The organism is Pseudalkalibacillus decolorationis, assembly GCF_024609785.1.
Taxonomy (GTDB): domain Bacteria; phylum Bacillota; class Bacilli; order Bacillales; family Fictibacillaceae; genus Pseudalkalibacillus; species Pseudalkalibacillus decolorationis.
On the sequence record NZ_JANHJQ010000012.1, the window covers coordinates 33766 to 59176 of the forward strand.

Annotated in this window: 27 protein-coding genes and 2 riboswitches; of the genes, 21 read left to right on the top strand and 6 right to left on the bottom strand. The window is 39.8% G+C overall.

Annotated features, from left to right (window positions below; translation table 11 throughout):
- Positions 1-354: 354 nt before the first annotated feature.
- Complete coding sequence (locus tag NON16_RS12815; protein WP_257349527.1) at positions 355-789, bottom strand: TlpA disulfide reductase family protein; 435 nt, start codon at positions 787-789, stop codon at positions 355-357.
- 164 nt (positions 790-953) lie between these two features.
- Positions 954-1067, top strand: a riboswitch (SAM riboswitch).
- A 93-nt stretch (positions 1068-1160) separates the two neighbouring features.
- Between NON16_RS12815 and NON16_RS12820 the strand changes: the two genes are divergently transcribed.
- The 18 genes from NON16_RS12820 to NON16_RS12905 all read left to right on the top strand — a co-directional run bounded on the left by NON16_RS12820 (position 1161) and on the right by NON16_RS12905 (position 19496).
- Entirely contained in the window at positions 1161-2201 is a 1041-nt protein-coding gene (locus NON16_RS12820; RefSeq protein ID WP_257349528.1) for a methionine ABC transporter ATP-binding protein, read from the top strand.
- Entirely contained in the window at positions 2179-2847 is a 669-nt protein-coding gene (locus tag NON16_RS12825; protein ID WP_257349529.1) for a methionine ABC transporter permease, read from the top strand. The genes NON16_RS12820 and NON16_RS12825 overlap by 23 nt, the downstream gene beginning before the upstream one ends.
- Before the next feature lie 18 nt (positions 2848-2865).
- Positions 2866-3678, top strand: a complete 813-nt coding sequence (locus NON16_RS12830) for a MetQ/NlpA family ABC transporter substrate-binding protein (RefSeq protein ID WP_257349530.1) — start codon at positions 2866-2868, stop codon at positions 3676-3678.
- Between the two features lie 305 nt (positions 3679-3983).
- Entirely contained in the window at positions 3984-4319 is a 336-nt protein-coding gene (locus tag NON16_RS12835) for a carboxymuconolactone decarboxylase family protein (protein ID WP_257349735.1), read from the top strand.
- Between the two features lie 234 nt (positions 4320-4553).
- The gene (locus NON16_RS12840) at positions 4554-4697 is read left to right on the top strand and encodes a YuzK family famiily protein (RefSeq protein WP_257349752.1); all 144 of its coding nucleotides are present in this window, start codon (positions 4554-4556) and stop codon (positions 4695-4697) included.
- Positions 4698-5147: 450 nt separating this feature from the next.
- Positions 5148-5930 (top strand): Fe-S cluster assembly ATPase SufC, encoded by a 783-nt coding sequence (gene sufC / locus NON16_RS12845; RefSeq protein WP_257349531.1) that lies wholly within the window; start codon positions 5148-5150, stop codon positions 5928-5930.
- A 19-nt stretch (positions 5931-5949) separates the two neighbouring features.
- On the top strand, positions 5950-7269 hold the full coding sequence (gene sufD / locus NON16_RS12850; RefSeq protein ID WP_257349532.1) for a Fe-S cluster assembly protein SufD: 1320 nt from the start codon (positions 5950-5952) through the stop codon (positions 7267-7269).
- A complete protein-coding gene (locus NON16_RS12855) occupies positions 7266-8486 on the top strand; it encodes a cysteine desulfurase (RefSeq protein ID WP_257349533.1) in 1221 nt (406 codons plus the stop codon). The genes sufD and NON16_RS12855 overlap by 4 nt, the downstream gene beginning before the upstream one ends.
- Positions 8476-8922: a Fe-S cluster assembly sulfur transfer protein SufU gene (gene sufU / locus NON16_RS12860; RefSeq protein WP_257349534.1), complete on the top strand. Its 447-nt coding sequence runs from the start codon at positions 8476-8478 to the stop codon at positions 8920-8922. Before NON16_RS12855 ends, sufU begins: the two co-directional genes overlap by 11 nt.
- A gap of 113 nt (positions 8923-9035) precedes the next feature.
- Positions 9036-10433 (top strand): Fe-S cluster assembly protein SufB, encoded by a 1398-nt coding sequence (gene sufB / locus NON16_RS12865; protein WP_257349537.1) that lies wholly within the window; start codon positions 9036-9038, stop codon positions 10431-10433.
- A 697-nt stretch (positions 10434-11130) separates the two neighbouring features.
- A complete protein-coding gene (locus NON16_RS12870; protein ID WP_257349539.1) occupies positions 11131-11445 on the top strand; it encodes an MFS transporter in 315 nt (104 codons plus the stop codon).
- A gap of 278 nt (positions 11446-11723) precedes the next feature.
- The gene (locus NON16_RS12875) at positions 11724-12569 is read left to right on the top strand and encodes a DUF72 domain-containing protein (protein ID WP_257349540.1); all 846 of its coding nucleotides are present in this window, start codon (positions 11724-11726) and stop codon (positions 12567-12569) included.
- A gap of 17 nt (positions 12570-12586) precedes the next feature.
- Positions 12587-13987 carry a bifunctional metallophosphatase/5'-nucleotidase gene (locus tag NON16_RS12880; protein ID WP_257349541.1) on the top strand — a complete coding sequence of 467 codons (1401 nt, stop codon included), beginning with the start codon at positions 12587-12589 and terminating at the stop codon, positions 13985-13987.
- Between the two features lie 138 nt (positions 13988-14125).
- Positions 14126-14440: a YunC family protein gene (locus NON16_RS12885; protein WP_257349543.1), complete on the top strand. Its 315-nt coding sequence runs from the start codon at positions 14126-14128 to the stop codon at positions 14438-14440.
- A gap of 64 nt (positions 14441-14504) precedes the next feature.
- A complete protein-coding gene (yunB, locus tag NON16_RS12890; RefSeq protein WP_257349544.1) occupies positions 14505-15305 on the top strand; it encodes a sporulation protein YunB in 801 nt (266 codons plus the stop codon).
- Positions 15306-15395: 90 nt separating this feature from the next.
- Positions 15396-15579: riboswitch (Lysine riboswitch) on the top strand.
- 162 nt (positions 15580-15741) lie between these two features.
- On the top strand, positions 15742-17331 hold the full coding sequence (locus NON16_RS12895; RefSeq protein ID WP_257349546.1) for a Na+/H+ antiporter NhaC family protein: 1590 nt from the start codon (positions 15742-15744) through the stop codon (positions 17329-17331).
- A 535-nt stretch (positions 17332-17866) separates the two neighbouring features.
- Positions 17867-19387: a sodium-dependent transporter gene (locus tag NON16_RS12900; RefSeq protein ID WP_257349548.1), complete on the top strand. Its 1521-nt coding sequence runs from the start codon at positions 17867-17869 to the stop codon at positions 19385-19387.
- 1 nt (position 19388) lies between these two features.
- Entirely contained in the window at positions 19389-19496 is a 108-nt protein-coding gene (locus tag NON16_RS12905) for a methionine/alanine import family NSS transporter small subunit (RefSeq protein WP_257349550.1), read from the top strand.
- Positions 19497-19561: 65 nt separating this feature from the next.
- Here NON16_RS12905 and NON16_RS12910 read toward each other — a convergent pair whose 3' ends face one another.
- Positions 19562-20506, bottom strand: a complete 945-nt coding sequence (locus tag NON16_RS12910; protein WP_257349551.1) for a M23 family metallopeptidase — start codon at positions 20504-20506, stop codon at positions 19562-19564.
- 268 nt (positions 20507-20774) lie between these two features.
- Between NON16_RS12910 and lipA the strand changes: the two genes are divergently transcribed.
- On the top strand, positions 20775-21671 hold the full coding sequence (gene lipA, locus NON16_RS12915; protein WP_257349552.1) for a lipoyl synthase: 897 nt from the start codon (positions 20775-20777) through the stop codon (positions 21669-21671).
- A 50-nt stretch (positions 21672-21721) separates the two neighbouring features.
- Here lipA and NON16_RS12920 read toward each other — a convergent pair whose 3' ends face one another.
- Positions 21722-22366 (bottom strand): YhcN/YlaJ family sporulation lipoprotein, encoded by a 645-nt coding sequence (locus tag NON16_RS12920; RefSeq protein WP_257349553.1) that lies wholly within the window; start codon positions 22364-22366, stop codon positions 21722-21724.
- Between the two features lie 115 nt (positions 22367-22481).
- Here NON16_RS12920 and NON16_RS12925 point away from each other — a divergent pair, with 115 nt between their 5' ends.
- Positions 22482-22775 (top strand): YutD family protein, encoded by a 294-nt coding sequence (locus NON16_RS12925; RefSeq protein ID WP_257349554.1) that lies wholly within the window; start codon positions 22482-22484, stop codon positions 22773-22775.
- Positions 22776-22904: 129 nt separating this feature from the next.
- Here the strand turns inward: NON16_RS12925 and NON16_RS12930 are convergent, their stop codons facing one another.
- The gene (locus NON16_RS12930; RefSeq protein WP_257349737.1) at positions 22905-23129 is read right to left on the bottom strand and encodes a hypothetical protein; all 225 of its coding nucleotides are present in this window, start codon (positions 23127-23129) and stop codon (positions 22905-22907) included.
- A 377-nt stretch (positions 23130-23506) separates the two neighbouring features.
- Between NON16_RS12930 and NON16_RS12935 the strand changes: the two genes are divergently transcribed.
- Positions 23507-24091, top strand: a complete 585-nt coding sequence (locus tag NON16_RS12935; RefSeq protein ID WP_257349556.1) for a TetR/AcrR family transcriptional regulator — start codon at positions 23507-23509, stop codon at positions 24089-24091.
- A 62-nt stretch (positions 24092-24153) separates the two neighbouring features.
- Here NON16_RS12935 and NON16_RS12940 read toward each other — a convergent pair whose 3' ends face one another.
- Both NON16_RS12940 and glpX read right to left on the bottom strand, forming a co-directional pair.
- Entirely contained in the window at positions 24154-24426 is a 273-nt protein-coding gene (locus tag NON16_RS12940) for a DUF3055 domain-containing protein (RefSeq protein WP_257349558.1), read from the bottom strand.
- Between the two features lie 12 nt (positions 24427-24438).
- Positions 24439-25407 carry a class II fructose-bisphosphatase gene (gene glpX / locus NON16_RS12945; protein WP_257349561.1) on the bottom strand — a complete coding sequence of 323 codons (969 nt, stop codon included), beginning with the start codon at positions 25405-25407 and terminating at the stop codon, positions 24439-24441.
- Positions 25408-25411 lie beyond the last annotated feature (4 nt).

Sequence of the window (25411 nt, forward strand, 5' to 3'; positions counted from 1 at the left end):
TGTAATGTCTAGCTCCAGCGCCCAGGTACTCGAGGTCGCTTCAATTCTTCCACAAACACAAAAAGCGTGTTCTGTTACAGAATCTCCAGCGCTGGTCGCACCTGAACAGGGCGCTTCCGCTTTTCGGACTAGCTTCAGCACCCAGGTGCTCGAGGTCGCTTCGATTCTTCCACAAACACAAAAAGCGTGTTATGTTACAGAATCTCCAGCGCTGGTCACACCTGAACAGGGCGCTTCCGCTTTTCGGACTAGCTTCAGCACCCAGGTGCTCGAGGTCGCTTCGATTCTTCCACAAACACAAAAAAGCGTGTTATGTTACAGAATCTCCAGCGCTGGTCACACCTGAACGGGCGCTTACGCTTTTCTTATCGCGAGCTGTTTTGAAATTCCGGATAGAATGTCCTGAAAGCGATTGCGATCTGTATACGTTTCAATGATGTTATGTTTTCTATCAAGCAAGATGGTCGTAGGAACGGATTGACAACCAAACTGATCATAAACGGTTGTTCCTTCATCAATTAAGACGGGTACTGATAGAGAAAGGTTTTTGATAAATTTGTCTCTCTGTTCTGTGGTACCTTCTCGACCAGTAACATTTACTGTCAAGATGACGAAATCATCACTTGAAATCGAACGATGAAATTGCTCGATTAATGGAATTTCACGTATACAGTCCGGGCACCAAGCGACCCAAAGGTGTATAAGGACTGGTTTTTCTTTATAGTCAGTAAGACAGATACTCTCATCCGTTCTATACTTCTTTAAGCAAAAGGAAGGAGTTTGCTCCATATTTCTTCGCCCCTTACATCAATTTCTTCTAAAATCCCTTTCTAAAACAACGTAACATAGGAAAGTGAAAATTTCATCTCGATGAATTTTAATTGTTGACACGGTATTTTTACCCATGCTACAATTCTCACATGCTTGAAAAACAAACAAATTGAATAAACTAGATCTTATCTAGAGAGGTGGAGGGACTGGCCCTTTGAAGCCCGGCAACCGTCAAACCATTATATGGTTTGAAAAGGTGCCAAATCCTGCAAAGCGGATGCTTTGGGAGATGAGATGAAAGGCTTTATATACTTAAACCTTTCTGCTCATTTTTTAGAGCGGGAAGGTTTTTTTGCATCATGACAATGAACATAGGAGGGTTGAGATAAATGATCACACTACAAAATATAAATAAGATTTTCCAAACAAAAGATGGGGTTGTAAACGCAGTTAATGGGGTCGACCTTAATATTGAAAAGGGAGAAATCTTTGGGATAATCGGATACAGTGGAGCGGGGAAAAGTACATTGATTCGTATGTTGAACATGTTGGAGCGACCGACTGAGGGCTCAGTTAATATTAACGGAAATCAGCTTACAAAGTTGAACGGAAGAAAACTACGGGAAGCGCGACAAAATATTGGGATGATCTTTCAGCATTTTAATCTGCTTTGGTCTCGAACTGTACGGGAAAACATTTCCTTTCCACTCGAAATATCAGGTTTCGAAAAAGAAGAACGTGAACAACGAGTAAGTGAACTTATTCAACTCGTAGGGCTTGAAGGCAGAGGTGATTCATACCCGGCTCAATTAAGTGGTGGGCAGAAGCAGCGTGTCGGTATTGCAAGGGCATTAGCGAATAAACCAGATATCCTTCTATGCGATGAAGCTACATCTGCACTCGATCCGAAGACAACCGATTCAATCCTTAGCTTACTTGTAGACATTAATCAGAAGTTAGGATTAACGATCGTCCTTATCACACATGAAATGCATGTCATCCGTAAAATCTGTCACCGGGTTGCAGTTATGGAGGATGGAAGAATCGTTGAACAGGGTCCGGTGTTAGAAGTCTTTAAGACGCCGAAGCAACGGATAACGAAAGAATTTGTCAAACAGGTAACTGAACCTGAGGAAACTGACGAAACAATTCAGCATTTGGTCAATGGAAGTGACACAAATACAGTTGTCAAACTTACCTTTGTTGGTGGTTCGACTGAACGTCCACTAATCACTGAGTTGATTCGATCATTTAATGTTAGTGTAAATATTTTGCAAGGAAAGATTTCACAAACCCGGGATGGCGCCTACGGAACACTGTTTATCCAATTTGAAGGTGACCCAGGTGAGCTTGAACGTGCGATTCAATTTATAACTGAACAGGATGTAGAAGTTGAGGTGATTAATAATGCTAACAAATCTATTTCCTAATGTTGATTGGGCTGACATGTGGGAGGCGACAGTCGAGACGCTTTATATGACCGTCATATCAGTAGGTGCAACCTTTTTGTTAGGAATCATTTTAGGTTTGTTGTTGTTTTTAACAGAGAAAGGGAACTTGTGGCAAAACAATCCGGTTAATAAAGTAGTAGCAGCGTTCGTCAATATTTTTCGATCGGTTCCCTTTATTATTTTAATCATCTTGCTTATCCCATTTACAACTTTGCTACTCAATACTATGCTTGGGGCGAATGCAGCGTTACCAGCTTTAATCATTGGTGCAGCACCATTCTATGCAAGGATGGTCGAGATTGCACTTCGAGAAATTGACAAAGGAGTAATTGAGGCAGCTAAATCAATGGGTGCAACCGACAATCAAATCATTTTTAAAGTGTTATTACCTGAATCCTTACCAGCCTTAGTATCAGGAATCACGGTTACGGCTATTGCACTTATTTCGTATACAGCAATGGCAGGTGTGGTTGGGGCTGGTGGTCTTGGAACTCTCGCTTATTTGGATGGATTCCAGCGTAACCAGAACGATGTTACCTTTGTAGCAACCGTCATTATTTTAATTATTGTTTTTATCATTCAATGGATTGGCGATTTTTTTACACATATTACAGACAAAAGATAAAACGGAGGGACTTATATTATGAAAAAATTACTTTTAACATTATCAATTGGTTTAGGAATTTCAGTGTTAGCAGCATGCAGTAATGGGGATGACAAAGATACGTTGGTTGTGGGTGCGTCAAACGTCCCGCATGCAGAAATTCTTGAGGAAGCAAAACCGATCCTTGAGGAAAAAGGCATTGAATTAGAAATTGAAACATTCCAGGATTATGTACTACCGAATAAGGCTTTGGCAAATGAAGAAATTGATGCAAACTATTTTCAGCATATCCCGTACATGAAGTCGCAAATGGAAGAAAACGAAAAATATGATTTTGTAAACGCAGGTGGAATTCATATCGAGCCAATCGGAGTATACTCCAAAGAATATGACAGTCTTGAAGAACTTCCAGAAGGTGCAGAAGTAATTATGAGTAACTCTGTTGCAGATCATGGCCGTATGCTCAGTATGTTAGAAAGTAATGGTGTGATTAAGCTTAAGGAAGGCATTGAAAAGACGGAAGCTACAGTTGACGATATTGTTGAGAATCCGAAAAACTTGAAATTCCGTACAGATGTAGAAGCAGGTCTACTTCCTAAAGTTTATAAAAATGGAGAAGGGGACGCTGTTTTGATAAATACAAACTATGCGATCGACGCTGGACTTGATCCGAAGAAAGATGCGATTGCGTTAGAAGGCACTGATTCTCCATATGTAAATATTATTGCAGTAAATAAAGGGGACGAGGACAAAAAGAATATCAAAACATTAGTTGAGGTCCTCAAATCTAAGGAAATTCAAACGTTTATTGAAAAAGAGTATGAAGGTGCAGTTGTTCCTGTAACTGAATAATTTTCAGAAGAGTACTGTGATTTTAGTCGCGGTACTCTTTTTTTTACGTTTAGAAAGTATAAGTGTTCTAAGGCTCAGCCCACACCAAAAGTTTGCCATTGCTAAGTATTCTAATCAGCCTAACTACGAATTTATCAGCTGAAAACTTATTTTATTAGCCGCGTTGTTTCGGAAAAGTATTTAGGATACTTTTGGCGGAAGAATCCATACTAACAGTGATATTGACTTTTAAGGAGTGGAGTTTACTGGTGAAACAAAACGACAAACAAAATCAAGAACCCGGCACACCAACAGAAGCTGCTTTAATGGACTTTAAACATGGAATGGGTGTCTTTACAGAAAAGATGCCAGACCTAGCCCGTAAATATAATGCGTTTTCAGAAGCCTGCTTTAAGGAAGGTAAGTTGTCTAAAAAGGAAAAACAATTAATTGCACTAGGTATAAGCATTTTTTCACAAGATGAGTATTGCATTATTTACCATACAAAAGGATGCTTAGATCAAGGTTGCTCTGAAAAAGAAATTCTTGAAGCGATTGGTGTATGTGCAGCCTTTGGTGGAGGCGCTGCGATGAGCCAGTCGGTGACGCTTGTGCAAGAAGCGATTACAGATCTAAGCCAGGAAAACGACAAGCTCCATTAATTGGACAAGCTAGGATTCCGGATGAATATGGTGGATATATATAGTAGAGTTTCCTAACATGACTCCAGAGTGTCTAAAGGAGACAGAAGGATCATTATACCTTCATATCACATTTGGAGTTTAACCTGATAATTGGTAGGGTATATATTAATGATAATGATTGAAAAAACCCGAAAGGATTGATTTATTATCCATCATATTGACACGAACCATACAGGTGAAATGGAGAAAGCTATGCACCAGTCACATGGGATCGGTTACGCAGAGTATGAGCGCAGCCTAGAAAAGCGTTTAAAGATTGAACAAAAACGTGAGCGAGACTACAGACAAAGTCAACAGGTGCTTCACCAATTAACGGGTAAAGTCAATAAGTCATAATGTATAACGTCATAATGAGTATATAAATTAAAAATTGAGCGGGGATTGGCCCAATTCGGGTCAATCCCCTTATTTTTTACATGTTAAGAAAGTATAAGGGCAACTAAGGGACAGCCTGCGCATTGCTAAGTTTTCCTTATTTTGGAAAATATAAAAAATAATTATGGCAATTGACTAAAAACCTTAAACAGATGGCTTGCCATAATCCATTTACTTATCCAGAAGATTCTGAATAATAAACGAGGTTTCTATCAATAAGAGAGTTTCATTCTCAATTAGCTAACGATTCTTCCTTGAAAAACCGTATTTGTTATTGAGAATTATTTTAATTTGTTATAAAATTAGAATGATAATAAATTAAAGAAAATCGATTATTTCATTTTTCCGTCGTTTTTCGTTACAATGGAGAATGGAATCGAAATAAGAAGACGAAAATGGAGGGTTAAATTCATGTCTGCACCAAATTTAAAGATCGAAAACCTACACGTTTCCATTGAAGGAAAAGAAATTATAAAAGGTCTTAACCTTGAAATAAACGGTGGTGAAATCCATGCAGTTATGGGGCCGAACGGAACGGGGAAATCTACTCTAGCTTCTGCCTTAATGGGTCATCCGAAGTATGAAATTACTGAAGGAACTGTCACTTTTGATGGAGAGGATCTTCTAGAGATGGAAGTAGATGATCGTGCGAAAGCCGGACTATTTCTTGCAATGCAATACCCAAGTGAGATCAGCGGAGTAACAAATGCCGATTTCCTACGTTCTTCCATTAATGCTCGACGTGAAGAGGGAAAAGAAATTTCATTAATGAAGTTTATCCGTAAAATGGATTCAAAAATGGAACTTCTTGATATGGATGAGTCCTTTTCTCAACGTTACCTTAACGAAGGGTTCTCAGGCGGAGAGAAAAAACGTAACGAAATCTTACAGTTGTTAATGATTGAGCCCAAAATTGCAATCCTTGATGAAATTGACTCTGGTCTTGATATCGATGCATTGAAGGTCGTTTCTAAAGGGATCAATGAAATTCGCTCTCCTGAGTTCGGCGGCTTGATTATTACACACTACCAGCGTCTATTGAACTACATTACACCAGATAAGGTACATGTAATGATGCAAGGTCGTATTGTAAAATCTGGTGGACCTGAGCTTGCACAGCGCCTTGAAGCAGAAGGTTATGATTGGATTAAAGAAGAGCTCGGAATTGAAGACGAAACAGTAGAACAAGCGTAGGCATTGAAGGAGGATAATTATGTCAGTGGAAACGAACGAAACGAAGATTGACTTCGATCAAACCTATATAAGTGAATTTTCGAAAAAACGCCAAGAGCCTGAATGGCTTACAAAGCTTCGTCTTCGTGGATTGGAACTGGCCGAAAGCCTACCGATGCCGAAGCCAGAAAAAACGAAGATTGATAACTGGAATTTCACAAATTTCAAGCATGATGTTCAAGCAGATGCATTTAGTAAGGTAGAGGATCTTCCTGAACATATTCTGAACTTAGTTGGGAAAGAAGATCGTACGGATAACTTTATCGTACAACGTAACTCGACTACTGCGTTCACACAGTTATCAAAAGAATTGCAGGATAAAGGTGTTATTTTTACAGATATCGCAACAGCAGTTCAAGAGCATAGTGATCTTGTTGAAACGTATTTTATGAACAAAATGGTTTCACCTGATGAACACCGCTTAACTGCTTTACATGCAGCTTTATTCAATGGTGGCGTTTTCGTGTATGTCCCAAAAAACGTTGAAATTGAAGTTCCTCTTCAGTCTGTTTTCTGGCAAGAAGATCAGGAAGCTGCTCTTTTTAACCATGTGATCGTTGTAGCGGAATCCAATAGTTCTGTAACGTATGTGGAAAATTATTTATCCCACGGTACTGAGAAGCAATCTGTAGCGAACATTGTTGCAGAAGTTTATGCAGGACCTAATGCACGTGTGCAATTCGGGGCGGTTGACAACCTGGCTAATGGGGTTACAACATATGTGAACCGTCGTGGCCATGCTGAACGTGATGCAAAGATTGAATGGGCGCTCGGTCAGATGAACGATGGCAACACAATTTCTGAAAATACAACGAATTTAGTTGGCGATGGTTCAGTCGGTGATACGAAAACGGTTTCTGTTGGTCGCGGTGATCAAAAGCAAAACTTTGTTATCCGTGTGAACCAATGGGGTAAAGAGTCTGATGCACAACTTATGGCTCATGCAGTTATGAAAGATAGTGCAAGCTCCATCTTTAACGGAATTGCCAAGATTGAGCATGGCGCTACTAAAGCGAATAGTGAGCAAACGGAACGCGTACTGATGCTTAGTGAAAAGGCACGTGGGGATGCTAACCCGATTCTCTTAATCGATGAAGATGATGTAACAGCAGGTCACGCTGCTTCTGTTGGACGTATAGATCCAGTGCAGATGTTCTACTTAATGAGCCGCGGAATTTCCCGTAAAGAAGCAGAACGTTTGGTTATTCACGGATTCCTTGCACCTGTTGTAAACCAGCTTCCAATTGAGGGAGTTAAGAAAATGTTGACCGACGTGATCGAAAGGAAAGTTACGCAATGATCACAAAGGAAATTCGAGAACAGTTTCCTATACTCGGCCAAGAGGTAAACGGCAAACCGCTCACTTATTTAGACAGTGCCGCAACGTCTCAAAAACCGATTTCAGTTATCGAGACGCTGGCTCACTATTATAAAAATGATAACTCGAATGTTCACCGTGGCGTCCATACTCTTGGAACCCGGGCAACAGATGGATATGAGGGCTCTCGTGAAAAGGTTCGCCGATTCATAAACGCCTCTTCAACAGAGGAAGTCATTTTCGTTCGTGGTACAACGACTGCGATTAATACAGTAGCGTCAAGCTATGGACGTGCAAACATTGGAGAAGGTGATGAAATCGTCATCACTCCGATGGAGCACCATAGTAATATTATACCGTGGCAACAGCTCGCTAAAGAAACAGGAGCAACGTTGAAATACATCCCTCTACAAGCGGATGGAACGATTAGCTTGAGCGATGTTGAAAATACGATTACCGCGCATACTAAGATTGTATCGGTCATGTATGTTTCGAACGTACTTGGAACCATTAACCCAATTAAAGACATCACGGAAATTGCTCATAGAAATGATGCGGTAATGATGGTTGATGGGGCGCAAGCAGCTCCGCACATGAAGGTGGATGTCCAAGAATTAGATTGTGATTTCTTTGCCTTCTCTGCTCATAAAATGTGTGGGCCTACAGGCATTGGGGTACTGTATGGTAAGAAACAACTTCTAGACAAAATGGAACCCGTTGAATTCGGCGGTGAAATGATCGATTTTGTTGGCCTATACGACTCGACATGGAAAGAACTTCCGTGGAAATTTGAAGGTGGAACGCCAATCATCGCTGGAGCAATCGGTCTTGGAGCCGCTATCGACTTCTTAGAGCAGATTGGCCTTGATGAAATTGAAAAGATTGAGCATGAGCTTGTAGAGTATGCAATGGAACGAATGTCTACAATTGAGGGCTTAACTATTTTCGGGCCTAGAAACAGAGCTGGTCTTGTGACGTTTAATTTGGATGATGTCCATCCACATGATGTTGCAACTGTATTAGATACAGAAGGAATTGCGGTCCGTGCAGGTCATCACTGTGCACAACCATTGATGAAATGGTTAGACGTAACTGCAACTGCACGCGCAAGCTTTTACTTGTACAATACGAAAGATGATGTAGATGCATTGATTGAAGGACTAAAGACTACAAAGGAGTATTTCGGTCATGTCTTCTAATTTAGATCAACTGTACCGTCAAGTCATTATGGATCATTATAAGAACCCCCGTAACAAAGGGGTCATTGAAGACGGTTCATTAACTGTAAATCTGAATAACCCGACGTGTGGAGATCGAATTCAAATTTCGATGGACGTAGAAGATGGAAAAATCAAAGATGCTAAGTTTGATGGAGAAGGCTGTTCGATTAGTCTTGCCTCTGCATCGATGATGACACAATCCATTATAGACCTCCCTGTGGATGAGGCCCTACGTTTATCAAAGGTTTTTTCGGATATGATGCAAGGGAAAGAGTATGATGATGGTGACCTGGATCTTGGTGATCTTGAATCTTTACAGGGAGTATCCAAGTTTCCAGCACGGATCAAATGTGCCACACTCGCATGGAAGGCCCTTGAAAAAGGGGTTTACGAGAAAGATGGCGAACAACAATAGTTCTGTGGTTGTCATATTGCAGCATTCGGCTTACAATAGAACTATACAGAAAAAATGATACAGACTGATTCGGCCCTGGATGTACTGTGTATCCTTTAAGGAGGGATTAAACCATGGCAAAGAAAATGCCAGAAATCGGTGAATATAAATATGGCTTTAAAGACAAAGACGTCTCCATTTTCCGATCTAAGCGTGGCTTAACGAAGGAAATTGTTGAAGAAATTTCTCGTATGAAGAGTGAACCTCAATGGATGCTTGATTTCCGTTTGAAGTCACTTGAGTATTTCTACAATATGCCGATGCCACAATGGGGCGGCAACCTAAGAGACTTAAATTTTGATGATATCACGTACTATGTAAAACCATCTGAAAAGTCCGAGAAATCTTGGGATGAAGTACCTGAAGAAATCAAGCGTACGTTTGATAAGCTTGGTATTCCAGAAGCAGAACAAAAGTATTTAGCTGGTGTCTCTGCTCAATATGAATCTGAGGTTGTTTATCATAATATGAAAGAAGACCTCGAAGATTTAGGGATCGTTTTTAAAGATACAGATACAGCTCTTAAAGAAAACGAAGACATTTTCAGAGAACATTTCGGTAAAATTATACCGCCGACAGATAATAAATTCGCAGCACTGAACTCTGCTGTTTGGTCTGGTGGATCGTTCATCTATATTCCTAAGGGAGTTAAATGTGATACGCCGCTTCAAGCGTACTTCCGTATTAACTCTGAAAATATGGGTCAATTCGAACGTACACTGATCATCGCAGACGAAGATTCTTCTGTACACTATGTAGAAGGTTGTACAGCGCCGGTTTACACAACAAACTCACTTCACAGTGCAGTCGTTGAAATTGCGATCAAGAAAAACGCATACTGTCGTTATACAACGATCCAGAACTGGGCAAACAACGTTTACAACCTCGTTACTAAGCGTGCGGTTGCAGAAGAAAATGCGACAATGGAATGGATCGACGGTAATATCGGATCCAAGCTTACGATGAAGTATCCCGCTGTCATTTTAAAAGGTGAAGGCGCTCGTGGTATGACACTTTCAATCGCAATTGCTGGTAAAGGTCAGCACCAGGATGCAGGGGCGAAGATGATTCATCTTGCACCAAACACGTCTTCAACAATTGTTTCGAAGTCGATTTCTAAAGGCGGAGGTAAAGTTACTTACCGCGGAATCGTTCACTTCGGTCGTAAAGCAAGTGGAGCACGTGCAAACGTTGAGTGTGATACGTTGATTATGGATAATGAATCCACTTCTGATACGATTCCATTCAACGAAATCTTGAACGAAAATATTTCACTTGAGCACGAAGCTAAGGTTTCTAAGGTTTCTGAGGAACAATTATTCTACCTCATGAGCCGAGGAATCTCTGAAGAAGAAGCAACTGAAATGATCGTAATGGGCTTCATTGAACCATTTACGAAAGAGTTACCAATGGAATATGCAGTTGAAATGAACCGCTTGATCAAGTTCGAAATGGAAGGTTCCATCGGATAACACCCAATAAACCTTGGTATAATAACGATTATACCAAGGTTTATTTTTTATGAACTGAACTTGATCGGATCAAAATACACACTCGGATTGTATTTGAGACCATGAACGTGTTTGTTATACATGCTATAATAAAAAGGCAATAGAATAGGATTTCTCAAGGGTGGTCGGCACACTCCCAGCAGAAAGGGGGTGATGCTGTATGACGGTATTTGAAGCGTTGATGTTCGCATGCGCGTTTACAACTTTAATCGTTGTAGTACTGTCGTTTAACCATAAAAAATAATCCACCCTTGAGTTAGAGGCTCAGGTGGATTATTCCGCTCTGACGCTGATCCCCCTTTGAGGGAACCTGCTATTGTATGACCGTTGGTGTTACCAGCACCGACGGTCTTTTTTATTGTATTCAAACTTTCTAGTTTTATTATACCCGATATATCTCAAAAAGGAAACAACTGTACTCATTGATAAATAGGTAAACTGTTTTGAAAACAGGATTCTATAAAACCTTTATATATTAACGTTTTTACACAACTTGAAAAGCGTTTGATAGTGCTTTTTAATTAAGTTCGAAATGGAAGGTTCCACCGGATAAAGATTAATTTGGATAGAGAACGCGCTCTCGTTATGGGGGCATTTCAATTGCTTTTAATCGGAACAGCACTGGAGCTCACCATTTTATTGTTTGAAAGTATCACTGGTGTCTTGGCAGATACATACAGTCTTTGGTTTAGCAGGTAATTTTGCTGTTGCTTTAGGCTGTTATTGGCTTTTGACCATATTGATGGCAATTAGTTTTCCACTGCTCGACACGTGGGTCAATCAGAACATAGATCGTAACGTTCGTGCCACTGTGCTTTCGTTCTTAAGTCAAGCGGACGCGCTCGGTCAAGGTGCTGGTGGACCTGTTGTAGGTGCTGTAGGAACTCGCTATACGTTGCGTGCTGCTATGGTTCTCTCAGGGGTTTTGGTTAGTACCAGCGGCAATCGTGTACAGGAAGATTACAAAACATAAGGATAGCAAGACGTTCCATACAGTCGAAAAAGAATTTGTTTGAATGGTTAGCAGCACGGTCTATGTTCCACGTTCGAACGAACCGTTAGTTTTTCTTTGTTAAAGTAAATACGATTAGGAAAAAGCGGATTTTGGTCCGCTTTTTCATTTTTATCATAGAACCGTGGTCCATAATTTGATGAATAATTCCTGTATCCTATTACTTGAATTTTTTTCGGATACAACTCAAAATAATATACATAACATTAGATTATCGAATCGAAAGGAATCGATCTTTCATGATAGAAATCGGGCTAACAGGTTGGGGTGATCACGATACGCTTTATCCAGCAGATATCAGACCTTCTGAAAAGCTTCAAACGTATAGTAGTTTCTTTCCTACAGTAGAAATTGATTCTTCCTTTTATGCTGTTCAGCCAGTTAAGAACTATGAGAAGTGGGTACGGGAGACACCAGGTCGATTTTCGTTTGTTGTAAAGGCGTATCAAGGGATGACAGGACACTCTAGGGGAGAGATTCCTTTTTCAAGTGAGGAAGAGATGTTTCGTCTTTATAAAGAGTCGATAAAACCACTCCAAGACGCTAAGAAGCTCAAAATGATCCTTTTTCAATATCCACCATGGTTTGATTGCAAACGTGAAAATGTAGAGCACTTAAGAAAAACCCGTGAACGAATGATGGATTTTCCGGTTGCACTAGAATTCCGCCATCAATCATGGTTTCACCCAGACTTTCGGGAAAAAACACTGAGTTTTATGGAGAAGGAGAATTGGATACACAGCATATGTGATGAACCCCAGGCAGGCTCAGGTTCAGTACCAACTGTCTTAGTTCCAACACATCCGGATCAGACACTTATCCGTTTCCATGGTCGAAATACACACGGTTGGCAAAAGAAAGGCAACCCAAATTGGCGAGATGTCAGGTATTTATATAGGTACTCGCACGATGAACTAGTGGAGTGGAAGGAAAAACTACAGCAACTCAATCAGCCTGGGCACGAGGTTACTGTGTTGTTTAACAATAATTCGGGTGGAGATGCAGCAGATAATGCACGCCAGATGGTTGAACTCCTTGGAATCGAATACGAAGGGCTTGCACCAAGGCAGCTAGACTTATTTTAATAAAAGGAGACGATGTTATGGGCTCGATTTGTAAGCTTAATCTATATCATACAAATGATTTACATAGTAATCTCGATCAATGGCCTAAAATCATCGCTTACTTAAAAGATCAACGGCATAAGCATGAAGCAAATGACGAGCCGTGGATCTGTTTTGATATCGGGGACCATGTTGACCGTTTCCATCCTGTTACAGAAGGCACGGAAGGACGAGGAAATGTAGAGCTAATGAATGAAGCGGGATTTCTAAATGCAACAATCGGAAACAATGAAGGGATCACGTTTTCAATGGAGGAGCTTAACCGACTTTATGAGGATGCAAACTTTCAAGTGCTTCTGGCCAATTTAGAACTTCCAAATGGCGAGTTACCACAGTGGGCTAAACCGTACGAAGTTCATACACTTCCAAACGGTTTAAAGATTGGCGTTATCGGTGTGACAGCTCCTTTTACGACTTATTATGAGTTGCTCGGTTGGCGCGTGCTTGATCCATTTGTGGTACTTCGAAAGTGGGCAGATTATTTACGTAATGATGTCGATATCTTGATTCTTCTTTCACACCTTGGACTTGAAGCGGATAAACAGATTGCTACTGAACTGGGTCAATTCGATATCATATTAGGCGCCCATACACATCACGTCCTACTGAACGGTCTCCATCAAGGTAAAACGACGATTGGGCAGGCAGGAAAATTCGGATTTAATGTTGGGAAAATGGAGATTGACTGGGATGTTAATCAAAAGAAAATTCTTAATGTCACTGCAGAATGTATGGATGTACAATCCTATGAACGAGATGAAAGATGTGAGATGAAGCTTCTTGAATTAAATGAACGAGCAGACCAAATGTTACAAGAAAAAGTGACGGTACTCACTCAACCGCTCGAATTAGATTGGTTTAATCCCTCTCCATTTTCTACTCTGTTATCAAAAGCAACACGGGAATGGTGTAATGCAGAAATCGGGATGATCAATTCTGGGTTACTATTAGATCGATTACCAGAAGGTCCTGTTTCAAAAGCAGACCTTCACCGCATATGCCCGCATCCAATCAATCCGTGCAAGCTTTTTTTAAAGGGTGAGTATCTAAAGGAAATGATTCAGCATGCACTAACGAATGAGATGGAACAACTTCAAATCAAAGGCCTTGGATTTCGAGGCAAAGTGATGGGGACAATGATTTTTGACGGTGTAGATGTCCAAGGACAAACGCTTTCCGATAATGAATACCATGTTCAGAAAATAGTAATAAACGGTGAGCACCTGGACCCCGATCGGATCTATTCAATTGGAACGGTTGATATGTTCACCTTTGGACGCTTGCTACCCTCAGTAGCATATGCTAAAGAAAAGGCCTACTACCTTCCAGAAACACTCAGGGACGTGCTAGGCTGGAAGTTAAAAAGCATGAATAACTAGGTGGATTGCCAACACTCTTTCTCCAAATTGTCATACTGATAATAGAGGATGTTCAAAAAGTAACCGTGCTACCAGGAAATTTCTATAGTGTCACGAATTTTTTGAATACACACTAATGGGGACAAGGAGAGGAAAGATATGATCTCGATTACTCCAATTGAGATAGAGGGTCACTTATTTACTGCAGTCACAATTGCGCTTCCGAAGACCAATTTCATGTCAATTAGTAATGATAAGGGATATATAATGTGTGGTGCTCTGGACGTAGCACTCTTAAATGAAAAGTTAAAAGATCGGAAAATTATCGCAGGTAGAGCGGTTGGTGTAAGGACTCTGGACCAATTGTTAGACGCTCCGCTTGAATCGGTCACATATGAAGCAGAAACATTAGGTATTACAAAAGGAACGGTTGGCCGAGAAGCATTACTTAAGATGGCAACACACATACTTTAAGAAAAAATTAGCGATACAACCCCCTCAAGTTGCATACACATAGCAATAGACAGGGGGTATATTTATGTGGAAAATACGGAGACGTCCCCGAAACGGTCCACTTCCTTTTAAATATGCGTTTGTAATTTCAGCAATAATTTTTATCGTATTAACATTTATGGGTCTGCTATATGTAAATAAAGGACTCGAGCCGATTATTATGAGCATAGCGGAAACGAAAAGCAGGCAAATTGCAACACGAGCAATCAATGATGCGATTTCTAAAAAAATTGTAGAAGAGATGGATGTAGAGGAATTATATATTGTACATGAAGGAGCAGACGGTGTATATAGTTTTAATGGAGAAGTGTATAACCGAATTGTATCGGAAGCTACGATACGAGTCCAAAAGTATTTAGACTATGTTGAAGCAGGAAAGCTAGATGAACTAGATACTGCAATGAATGATATCCAAATTGAATACGAGCGGGTCGGTGATACGGAAGGAATAGTCTTTGATATTCCGTTAGGAGCTGCCACCAAAAATGCCCTTTTTGAAAACTTAGGACCTCGTATACCGGTGAGATTTGAAATCATTGGATCTGTTGAATCTGAAATTCGAGCAGATAAAGTGGAATTGGGGATTAACAATACGTATTTAGAACTTTACATTGATTTTAAAGTAATTGCCAATGTAGTTATTCCTTTTTCAAGTGAGAATACAGTCATCGAAAACTCTGTTAGAATTGGAGATTTATTTATAGAAGGTGATGTACCGTATTATTACAGCCCAGGTGCTCGAGAAGGTGCACAACCAGTAATACCGGTAAAACCGGAGAAGGAACGAGAAGGAGATAATAACGAAGGAAATCGACCACCTAGATAAACGTTAGAGTACCTTATTTATAGGTTTGTATTTATATAGCCTTCCTGTTATAATAATACCTGTCCGAAAAATTAAATAAACCTTGTCATCCGATGAGGTAGAGGCGCATTTATCAAAAGTATCTGGTGTAAGAATGACATCTATGACCATCAGCGAAAGGGATATTTGCCGAAGCAATAAGCATTCGTCGAAGTGCTTGTTGTTGGGGCTGCATCTAACAGGTGTAGTACTGTCACTATTCGGTAAGAATGAATAGTGGTGAACTACGTGATCCGATGGGGGATAACCGTTACGTATATAAAGGTAACGATAGGTTATTTTCTATCTATCGTTACCTTTTTTGTTATCTGATAAACTACGAATTTCTGCGTTAGTTGAACTTCATTAACAATATAAGTCGTTGATTATTATACACACTAGGAGGTTTACTTACTTAATGGAGAACACGATTTATTCTTTAATTCCACCTTTATTGGCGCTGTTGATGGTTGCGCTAACGAGGAGAGTATTATTGTCTTTAGGTGCTGGTATTATTGCAGGTGCCTTAATGCTGAATGATTTTAACGTAGGAAATACCGCAATACATGTTTGGGAAATCCTACGCGGCTTGTTTGTAACACAATCTGATGCAGGAACATGGGAATTAAATAAGTGGACAATATTTATTCTTTTGTTCTTACTACTTTTAGGGATTATGACTTCTCTGATTGCGATTGCAGGTGGAAGTCGTGCTTTTGGGGAATGGGCGAGTAAAAAAGTTAAGTCACGTGTCGGGGCACAACTTTTAACGATATTTTTAGGACTAATTATTTTTATTGATGATTACTTTAATTCCCTTGCAGTCGGTAATGTCAGTCGTCCTTTGACAGACCGCCACCGTATTTCGCGCGCAAAGCTTGCTTATTATATTGATTCGACAGCAGCACCTGTGTGTGTCATCTCACCAGTTTCTAGTTGGGGAGCTTATATCATCGGATTGATTGGTACTATATTAGCAACTCATGAAGTGACGAACATTGGAGCACTTGAAGCATTTATGAAAATTATTCCAATGAATATTTATGCATTATCTGCATTGCTTTTAGTGTTTGCAACAGCAATTCTTAACATTAATCTGTTCTCAATGAAAACACATGAAGAGCGTGCGATTAATGAAGGTCTGGTCGTAGACCCAGCTAGCAAGTCTGTCCCTGGACAACAAATGGATTTGCCTGAGAGTGATAAAGGAACAGTCGGCGACCTGATATGGCCGATCATTGCATTAATTATTGGCACAGTTGGAGCGATGCTATACACAGGTGCTCAAGCAACTAAGGGAGACGTGACGCTTCTAGCGATGTTTGAAAATACAGATGTCGCAAAATCACTTGTTTGGGGAGCGTTAATTGGTCTAGCAGTTACTCTTATTTTTTTCTTAACGAAAGGGCTACCTGGTAAGCACTTAAGACTTGGAATCTGGAAAGGACTCCAATCAATGCTTCCGGCGATATATATTTTAGTTTTCGCCTGGGTTATTGTCGAAATTATTGATGAAATCGGTACAGGTAAATATTTAGCAGGTATAGTCGATGGTAATATTAACATTGCCTTTCTACCTGTATTACTTTTCATTATTTCTGGCATTATGGCATTTGCGACAGGAACATCATGGGGAACCTTTGGTGTCATGATGCCGATTGCTGGAGAAATTGCAGCTGCAACTGATATCACCTATTTGCTTCCAGTACTTGCTGCTGTACTAGCGGGATCTGTGTTTGGAGACCATTGTTCACCAATTTCTGATACCACGATCTTATCATCAACTGGTGCAGGGAGTAATCATATTGATCATGTTATGACACAGCTTCCTTATGCGCTGTTAGCAGCATTGATTAGTGCTGCTGGGTTCCTTGTACTCGGATTTACACAGAGTATATTAATCACACTACTTGTCTCAATCGTACTCTTAGTTATCGTTTCACTTGCTCTGAAAAATGTAGGTTCCGTAAATGTAGAAGCATCAACGGAAACCAGTTCAAACAAATAAAGAAAACTTGGCAAAGCCAAGCCTTGGCATAGGCTGAGCTTTAGTTGCGCTTATACTTGGGACGTAAGTAAACTTTTCCTCAACGTCGCTTATACTTCTTGTTGAAAAGTTATACTTTCCTAACGTATAATAAAATCAAGTTCATAAACATGTACTTCAAGGATTGGCACATTGCTGCCAGTCCTTTTATCTTGAAGGCAAGTAGAAAGTATAAAAATTTGCGCATGGATGCGATGTCTAGCTCCAGCGCCCAGGTGCTCGAGGTCGCTTCAATTCTTCCACAAACACAAAGAGCGTGTTATGTTGCAGAATCTCCAGCGCTTGTTGCACCTGAACAGGGCGCTTCCGCTTTTCTTTATACTTAGGGATTTCCTACTAAATTGCTAGGTGTTAAACGTAGTCACATATAACTAAAATTTTAAAGAATACTTTGACATGGTCAAGCGTAATAGATATACTAATAAGCGAAATAGTCAGAAAAGACTAAAGGTTTAAAAACTTTTAGTGTACTAACATTAGGAATGGGGGAACTTTAATGGAGAATCGTGCACAATGGGGGACAAGAGCAGGATTTGTATTAGCTGCTGTCGGTTCTGCAGTAGGTTTAGGCAACATATGGAGGTTTCCATACGTAGCCTATGAAAATGGTGGGGGAGCCTTTTTCTTACCGTACTTATTTGCACTGCTTACTGCCGGAATTCCAATCTTAATTATGGAATTCACCTTAGGTCATAAATACCGGGGATCTGCACCACTATCCTTCTTTAGAATGAATAAGAAGATGGAGTGGGTCGGATGGTGGCAAGTTGCAGTAGCATTCGTCATTGCTACTTATTATTCCGTTATTATTGGTTGGGCCTTATCGTATACGATCTTTTCCTTTTCAAAAGAGTGGGGAGAAGATACAGGCGGATTTTTAATGGGAGAGTATTTAAATATTGCCGCTACACCTGGTGAATTTGGTAGTATTGTTCCAGGCGTCTTTATTCCATTAGTTATTGCATGGGTTATTACACTAGGTATTTTATTTAAAGGTGTTAAAAAAGGAATCGAGAAAGCAAATAAAATCTTTATCCCAACACTTGTGGTGATGTTTATCATTATTGTCATTCGTGCCATCACACTTGAAGGTGCAACAGTAGGGTTAGAAGCTTTCTTTCAGCCGAACTGGGATTCGATCTGGGACGGAAAAGTATGGGTAGCTGCCTATGGACATATTTTCTTTAGTTTATCAATCGGATTTGCCATTATGATTACTTATTCGAGTTATTTACCAAAGAAATCCGATATTACCAACAATGCGTTTATTACAGGTTTCGCCAACTCAGGATTTGAGTTATTAGCAGGAATCGGGGTTTTTGCTGCGTTAGGATTTATGGCAACTCAGGCTAACTTACCGGTATCTGAAGTAGCGGATGCAGGCGTGGGCTTAGCTTTCGCGGTATTCCCACAAATTATAAATGAAATACCAGTCTTTGGAGAAGTGTTTGGTGTCTTATTCTTCCTATCATTAGTTTTCGCAGGGTTTACATCATTAATTTCAATATGTGAAGTGTTTGTTGCAGGTATTCAAGAGAAGTTTAATATTTCTCGAAATAAGGCTGTTCTATTTGGTGGTGGTGCCGCTTCAATCATTTCAATCGTTTACTCTACACAAGGCGGATTGTTCTTCCTAGATGTTGCAGACTATTTTATTAATCAGTTTGGAATTGCATTGGCTGGATTAATCGAAGTTGTCTTAATTGCATGGGTATTTAAACAGCTTAACCCATTACAGGAACATGCAAATGGTGTCTCTGATATTCGAACTGGATTATGGTGGAAGATCTGTCTATCTGTTATTACTCCGGTCGTTCTAGGTTATATGATGTTCGATCTGTTGAAACAAAACTTCCTACAGCAATTTGATACAGAATCCGGGAACTATGGAAGCTACACAGATTCATTTATCCTTTTCCCAGGCGCTTTCATTGCTGTTGCGGTTATCGTTGTAGGTGTTCTTCTTTCTCTTAAAAAATGGAGCAAATCAACAGAAGAGAAAAAGGAGGTAGGATAACATGTCTGGTGGCGCTATTACAATGATGGTGATCGGGATGGTAATCCTTTGGGGTGGCCTTATCGCCAGTGTCGTGAATGCTGTTAAAGTAGAGAAGGCAAAGAAATAATTAAAAAAAGGGATTGACTCGATTAATGAGTTAACCCCTTTTTCTTTTTGAATCGAATTTCCCTGTTATTTACGGTTTTTAATTCGTTCAAGCCTTTCCCACGCTCTCAAATATGGATAAGGATCAAACGACCACTCACTGAATCCATTATCACGGTACATCCCATAGTGAAGGTGTGGTGGAAACTTACCTTGGGTTCCTGGTGGTCCATAACCAGAACTCCCAACATAACCAATCACTTGTCCAGGCTTTACAACGGAACCTTTACCTATTCCTTTTTCAAATCCTTTTAGATGGGCGTAATAGTGATAAACGTTATTTAAGTCACGGATACCAACACGCCATCCTCCGAATCGATTCCAACCAGCAACTTCTACGACCCCGTATGTTGTAGCCCGAACAGGAACTCCATAATCAGCAAAGATATCTGTCCCCTCATGAATTCTTAATCCACCAAATCCACGTCGGTCTCCCCAGGTGTTTCGATAGCTGTAATTTGCGTTTAATGGAACGGGGAAAGCCCTTTCATTGAGGCTTAACGTTTGGTATTCTTTATAGACTTTTGCCATCCCCAAAATAATATCTACGGTCTTATCACGTTGATAATATTCCCACAATCCAATTTTAAGGTTTTCTTCATCAAACCCGTATGATTGCAAATAATGAGCAAACGTATAAAGAACATCCTCATCGTTTTCCCGTTCAGCTTTTCCATCTCCATTCCCATCTAGACCTATTCCTTCAAATAATGCAATTGTAGCTGGATTTGTATCATTTAGATTAGGGTTTAATGGACCAACCCATTGCCGTGGAGAGTAATATATACCGACCAAACCTTTTTCCTCAGGTAAATCCTTCTGAGTTTTACGGATTGAACGTTCATATTGATCAACAGCAGCTAAATAATACCAAGGTACGGAGGTAATTGCCTCTATTTTATGGTAGAGAGCAAACCTGTCGACGTCTTCTTTTTGGTACTTTGATTTTGCAGAAACATCAGTTGTTAACATTATAGATCCCATTATGATAAACATTAAAAACACAACGAAATATCTCATACAGGGAGTTCATTCCTTTCCTGTATCTTTTCATAATGTTAGTTTGTATTGAACAGAACAAAACATTTATCTCAAATGTTGGAAATGAACGTTAGAGAGCAGTTGAGATGGAACTTTAAATAACATTATGATACAGTATAGAAGTATTAGATTGGTGCATCAGAGTAAGTATGAACTCAATGCCGAATCTTAAATCAAATCCAACATTGGAGTGAATAAGATGGCAAAAAAAGAAGAACATCTTCGAAAGCCAGACTGGCTAAAAATTAAATTAAATACGAATGAAAACTATACAGGTCTAAAAAAGATGATGCGCGAGAAAAACCTACATACCGTTTGTGAAGAAGCAAGATGTCCGAACATTCATGAATGCTGGGCTGTTCGAAAGACGGCTACCTTTATGATCCTTGGGGACGTCTGCACTCGTGCCTGCCGGTTCTGTGCTGTTAAGACGGGACTTCCAAACGAGCTAGACTTAAATGAGCCTGAACGTGTGGCTGATTCAGTCGAGTTGATGGGTCTTAAGCACGCGGTCATCACTGCGGTTGCACGAGATGATTTAAAGGATGGCGGTTCAGGCGTATACGCAGAAACTGTACGAGCTGTCCGACGTAAAAGTCCGTTTTGTACAGTCGAGGTTCTGCCATCAGATATGATGGGGAGATATGAAAATTTAAAAACATTGATGGACGCAAAACCAGATATATTAAATCATAATATAGAAACCGTCAAACGTCTTACTCCAAGAATTCGTGCTAGAGCAACCTATGAGCGATCACTTGAATTCTTGCGTCGTGCAAAAGAAATGCAACCGGAAATTCCTACAAAATCAAGCATTATGATTGGTCTTGGTGAGACGAAGGAAGAAATTATCGAAACAATGGACGACCTTCGTGCGAACAATGTAGACATTATGACAATCGGACAATACTTGCAACCGACGAAAAAACACCTGAAAGTGATAAAATACTATCACCCAGATGAATTCGCTGAATTGAAAGAAATTGCATTATCAAAAGGATTTAGTCATTGTGAATCTGGGCCTCTTGTCCGTTCTTCTTATCATGCGGATGAGCAGGTTAACGCAGCATCTAAAAGACAGCAAGAAGCAAATTAATATAATATAATATAAAACGGGGTGAAGCGCTTCACCCCGTTTTTATATGTTTACTTAGCTTGGTCATTATTCTTGTTATCGTTCATTTCACCGTCATGAACACCATTTTCATCTTCGCCTTCACTCATTCGTTTCCCTTGAGGAGATTTTTTCATTTCTTTAATTAAAGCATTAAGACTGCTTTCTACATTTTCAGTGTTATCATCTAAATTTTTATAACGCTCAATAGATTCAAATAATGTTGTGTCATCGGAAACATACACATGATAATATCTTGGTACAACGGATATAGCAGACCTTTTAACTTTATCTGCCATTTGATTGCGATTTTCAGCATCTGTATCATAAACAATTAGAACTTCTTCTGATGTAACCAAAGTGGCAGCATCATTGACTTCTTCCATTTGCATCACTAAACGTGAAATGATCGTGGACAACTGTTTTTTATCAATTTTAGGTGAATCTCCAAATATACGACTTCCATTACCAAGTGGAGATTGAATACGTGTGTATCCGTAATCATCCATTCTTTCCGCTTGTCCCTCACCTCGTGTTCCAGCTTGGTTTTCCAACTCATTGGTCTTTGTCGGATTGACGCCATTTCCGTTTGCACCCTCATACTCATCATTTGTCATTCCACAGCCAGTAAGTCCTAATATACTGAACAGAAATACGGTCATGAATAATTCTTTCATTCATTTCACCTCCTGAGTATAGATTTTGCTGGAACCTGCAAGGTTATACAAAATGAACAAGAGGCATCTTATAGCAAATCGTGATAAAATAAAGAAGTGAAACGGAGTGATGGAATTGATTAACATTCAGGGAAATCTTTACGAAATCATTGAAGACTATAGAGAAGGCTGGAATGAAGAAGAATTTAAATCTAGATACAGTGAAATTTTACATAAATACGATTATATTGTTGGCGATTGGGGTTATAATCAGCTTCGACTAAGAGGCTTTTTTGATGATAGCCATGACAAAGCATCTTTTGATACGAAGTATAGTACAGTGCCTGAATACATTTTGGAGTACTGTAATTTTGGTTGCGCCTATTTTATTATAAAAAAAGTAAAAACGAAGAAAAGCAAAGAAAAATAAAGAAAACTTGGCTAACGCCAAGCCTTAGCGCAGGCGATCGCCTTAGTTGCGCTTATACTATAGAAAGTATTTTTTATACTTTCTTAACGTGTAAAGAAAGAGCCGACCCATAGGGTCAGGCTCTTAGTACTAGCGGCCATAAGGGGGTTCATCATTTTGGTTCGGGTCATCATGTGTAGGATGTGCACCTGGATATTGTCTTGGAGTTCCTTGATGAAGCGACTTGTTCTCATAGTTGAATGCACTATAGGTTCGTTGGTCTTCATCAAATGGGGTTGTTTTTCCAATCGAGGAAACAACTGGTGACCCATACGGACCTTCAGGTAAATCTTCGGGCAGTACAAATCGATGCATTGTTTCTACATTCGAGAAATCGGAATATTGTTCTGCTTCCTTATGATAACCTTTTTTTCTTGCCAAACGGTACCACTCCCCTCGGGCATTTTGTTTAAATAAAGATGTCGTTGGAGTACTATGATTATACGTTTATCGGAAAGAAGGTATGACTTTTTTCCCCACTTTTATCTTGCCCTTGGAAAGTGATAATTAAGTGGTTTGATGTGTTTACAATTTTTTCTCGGATTGTGTTATATTAGGGTTATTATAAGTTGTATTTATCTTTTTTGTTTCGATACAAGGTTTCGTATTGGTTTTTATCTGGCTTGACAATACATTATTTATACAACATAATGAATGATAGTCATTCATAATGAGGATGGAGTGTTTAAGATATGGTAAGTAATTCTGATGGGAAATATAATAAAATCTTATCAGCGTCGATTGACGTCATTTCTGAAAAAGGACTTGATAAAACTTCCATTTCAGATATTGTTAAAAAAGCGGGGGTTGCGCAAGGTACTTTTTATTTATATTTTTCATCAAAAAATGCATTAATACCAGCTATTGCGGATAGCCTTCTCACCACTACATTGGAAGGTATTAAAGGGAGAATCCAAGGGAAAGAAAGTTTTTGGGATAAAATGGAAATCGTAATTGAAGAAACATTTACTATTACAGATTCGTACAAAGACATTATCGTCCTTTGCTATTCGGGTCTTGCGATTGATTATTCAATGGAAAAATGGGAGTCGATCTATCAACCTTATTATAATTGGCTTGAGGATAATATAAATAAAGCCATAAAAGATAATGAAATAATCAATGACATTAATGTGAGATCAACTTCAAGGATCATTATAAATCTGGTTGAAAATGCTGCAGAACGATTTTATATTAGTCAAGAGCAAAACGAATCTCTCATAGAATTTAAGGCAGAAATATTCGCCTTTCTAAAGAGATCGCTGTTAAGGACATAAAAATTGTATGGGGACAACACATGTAAAATAAAAACCACCCGTTATCACGGATGGTTTTTATTTTAAGAAAGCACTTCCTCTTCAAGAAATTCACACAATTCTTGAGCGTCTTCCTCATTAATATTATAAGCATGTTCGAGATATCCTGGTTCTTCAAGATCGTCGCTTCCGATTATAGCGAATCTTCCACTTTGGATGTCTAAGACGAGACACTTACCGAAATGCCGATCTGTTTTGATAACAACTAAATCGAACCTCTGATTCTCACCCATAAAGCTTACAAAACGTGTTTTTGTTTGTTCTGTGTCATCGTATAAATAAAATCGTTCTGACATTTAATGTCCCTCCTATTCCATTACTAAATTTGGCTTATGTTCTAAGTGATGTTGAGCCTTTATTGATCGAATCGTTTTTGTCTTAGCACGCATGACGATAGAGTCTGTTTCAACATGATCTCCTGAAAGGAAGCGGACGCCTTCTAAAAGTTCCCCAGTTGAGACACCAGTTGCCGCAAAGATTGCATCATCACCGCGTACGAGGTCATCAAGTGTAAGTAACTGAGTAGGGTCTTCTAATCCCATACGAATACAACGTTCTCTTTCTTCATCATTATCTGGTACAAGCTTAGCCTGCATTTCCCCGCCAAGGCATTTGATCGCAGCGGCTGAAATAACACCTTCTGGTGCACCACCTGTTCCAACAAACAAATCGATTCCCGTGTGTGGAAGAGCAGCTGCGATCGCAGCACTGACATCTCCATCACCAAACAGTTTAACACGAGCTCCCTTTTGTCGAATCCGTTCGACTAACTCTTCATGTCTCGGTCTCTCCTGAATAATTACCGTCAAATCGTGCAATCGTTTGTTGTTAGCCTCTGCGACAATATCCATTGTTTTTTCAATCGGGTCGTTTATACTAATCTTGCCTGCCGCCGCTTTTCCTACCACTAGCTTTTCCATATACATGTCAGGGGCATGTAAAAGAGTCCCTCGGTCTGCAATTGCGATGACTGCCATTGCATTAGGGTGTCCTTTTGCGACGATGTTCGTGCCTTCCAATGGATCCACAGCAATATCAACTTCTGGCCCATAACCAGTGCCAACTTCTTCCCCAATGTAAAGCATTGGAGCTTCGTCAAGTTCACCTTCGCCAATGACAACGGTTCCCTTTAAGTTTACAGAATCAAACATAGCACGCATAGCTGTTGTTGCTGCATGATCTGCCTCATTTTTTAGGCCGCGCCCCATCCATTGTGCCGATGCCAAGGCAGCTGATTCAGTTACTCGAACAATTTCTAGTGCTAACTCTCTATCCATTTTT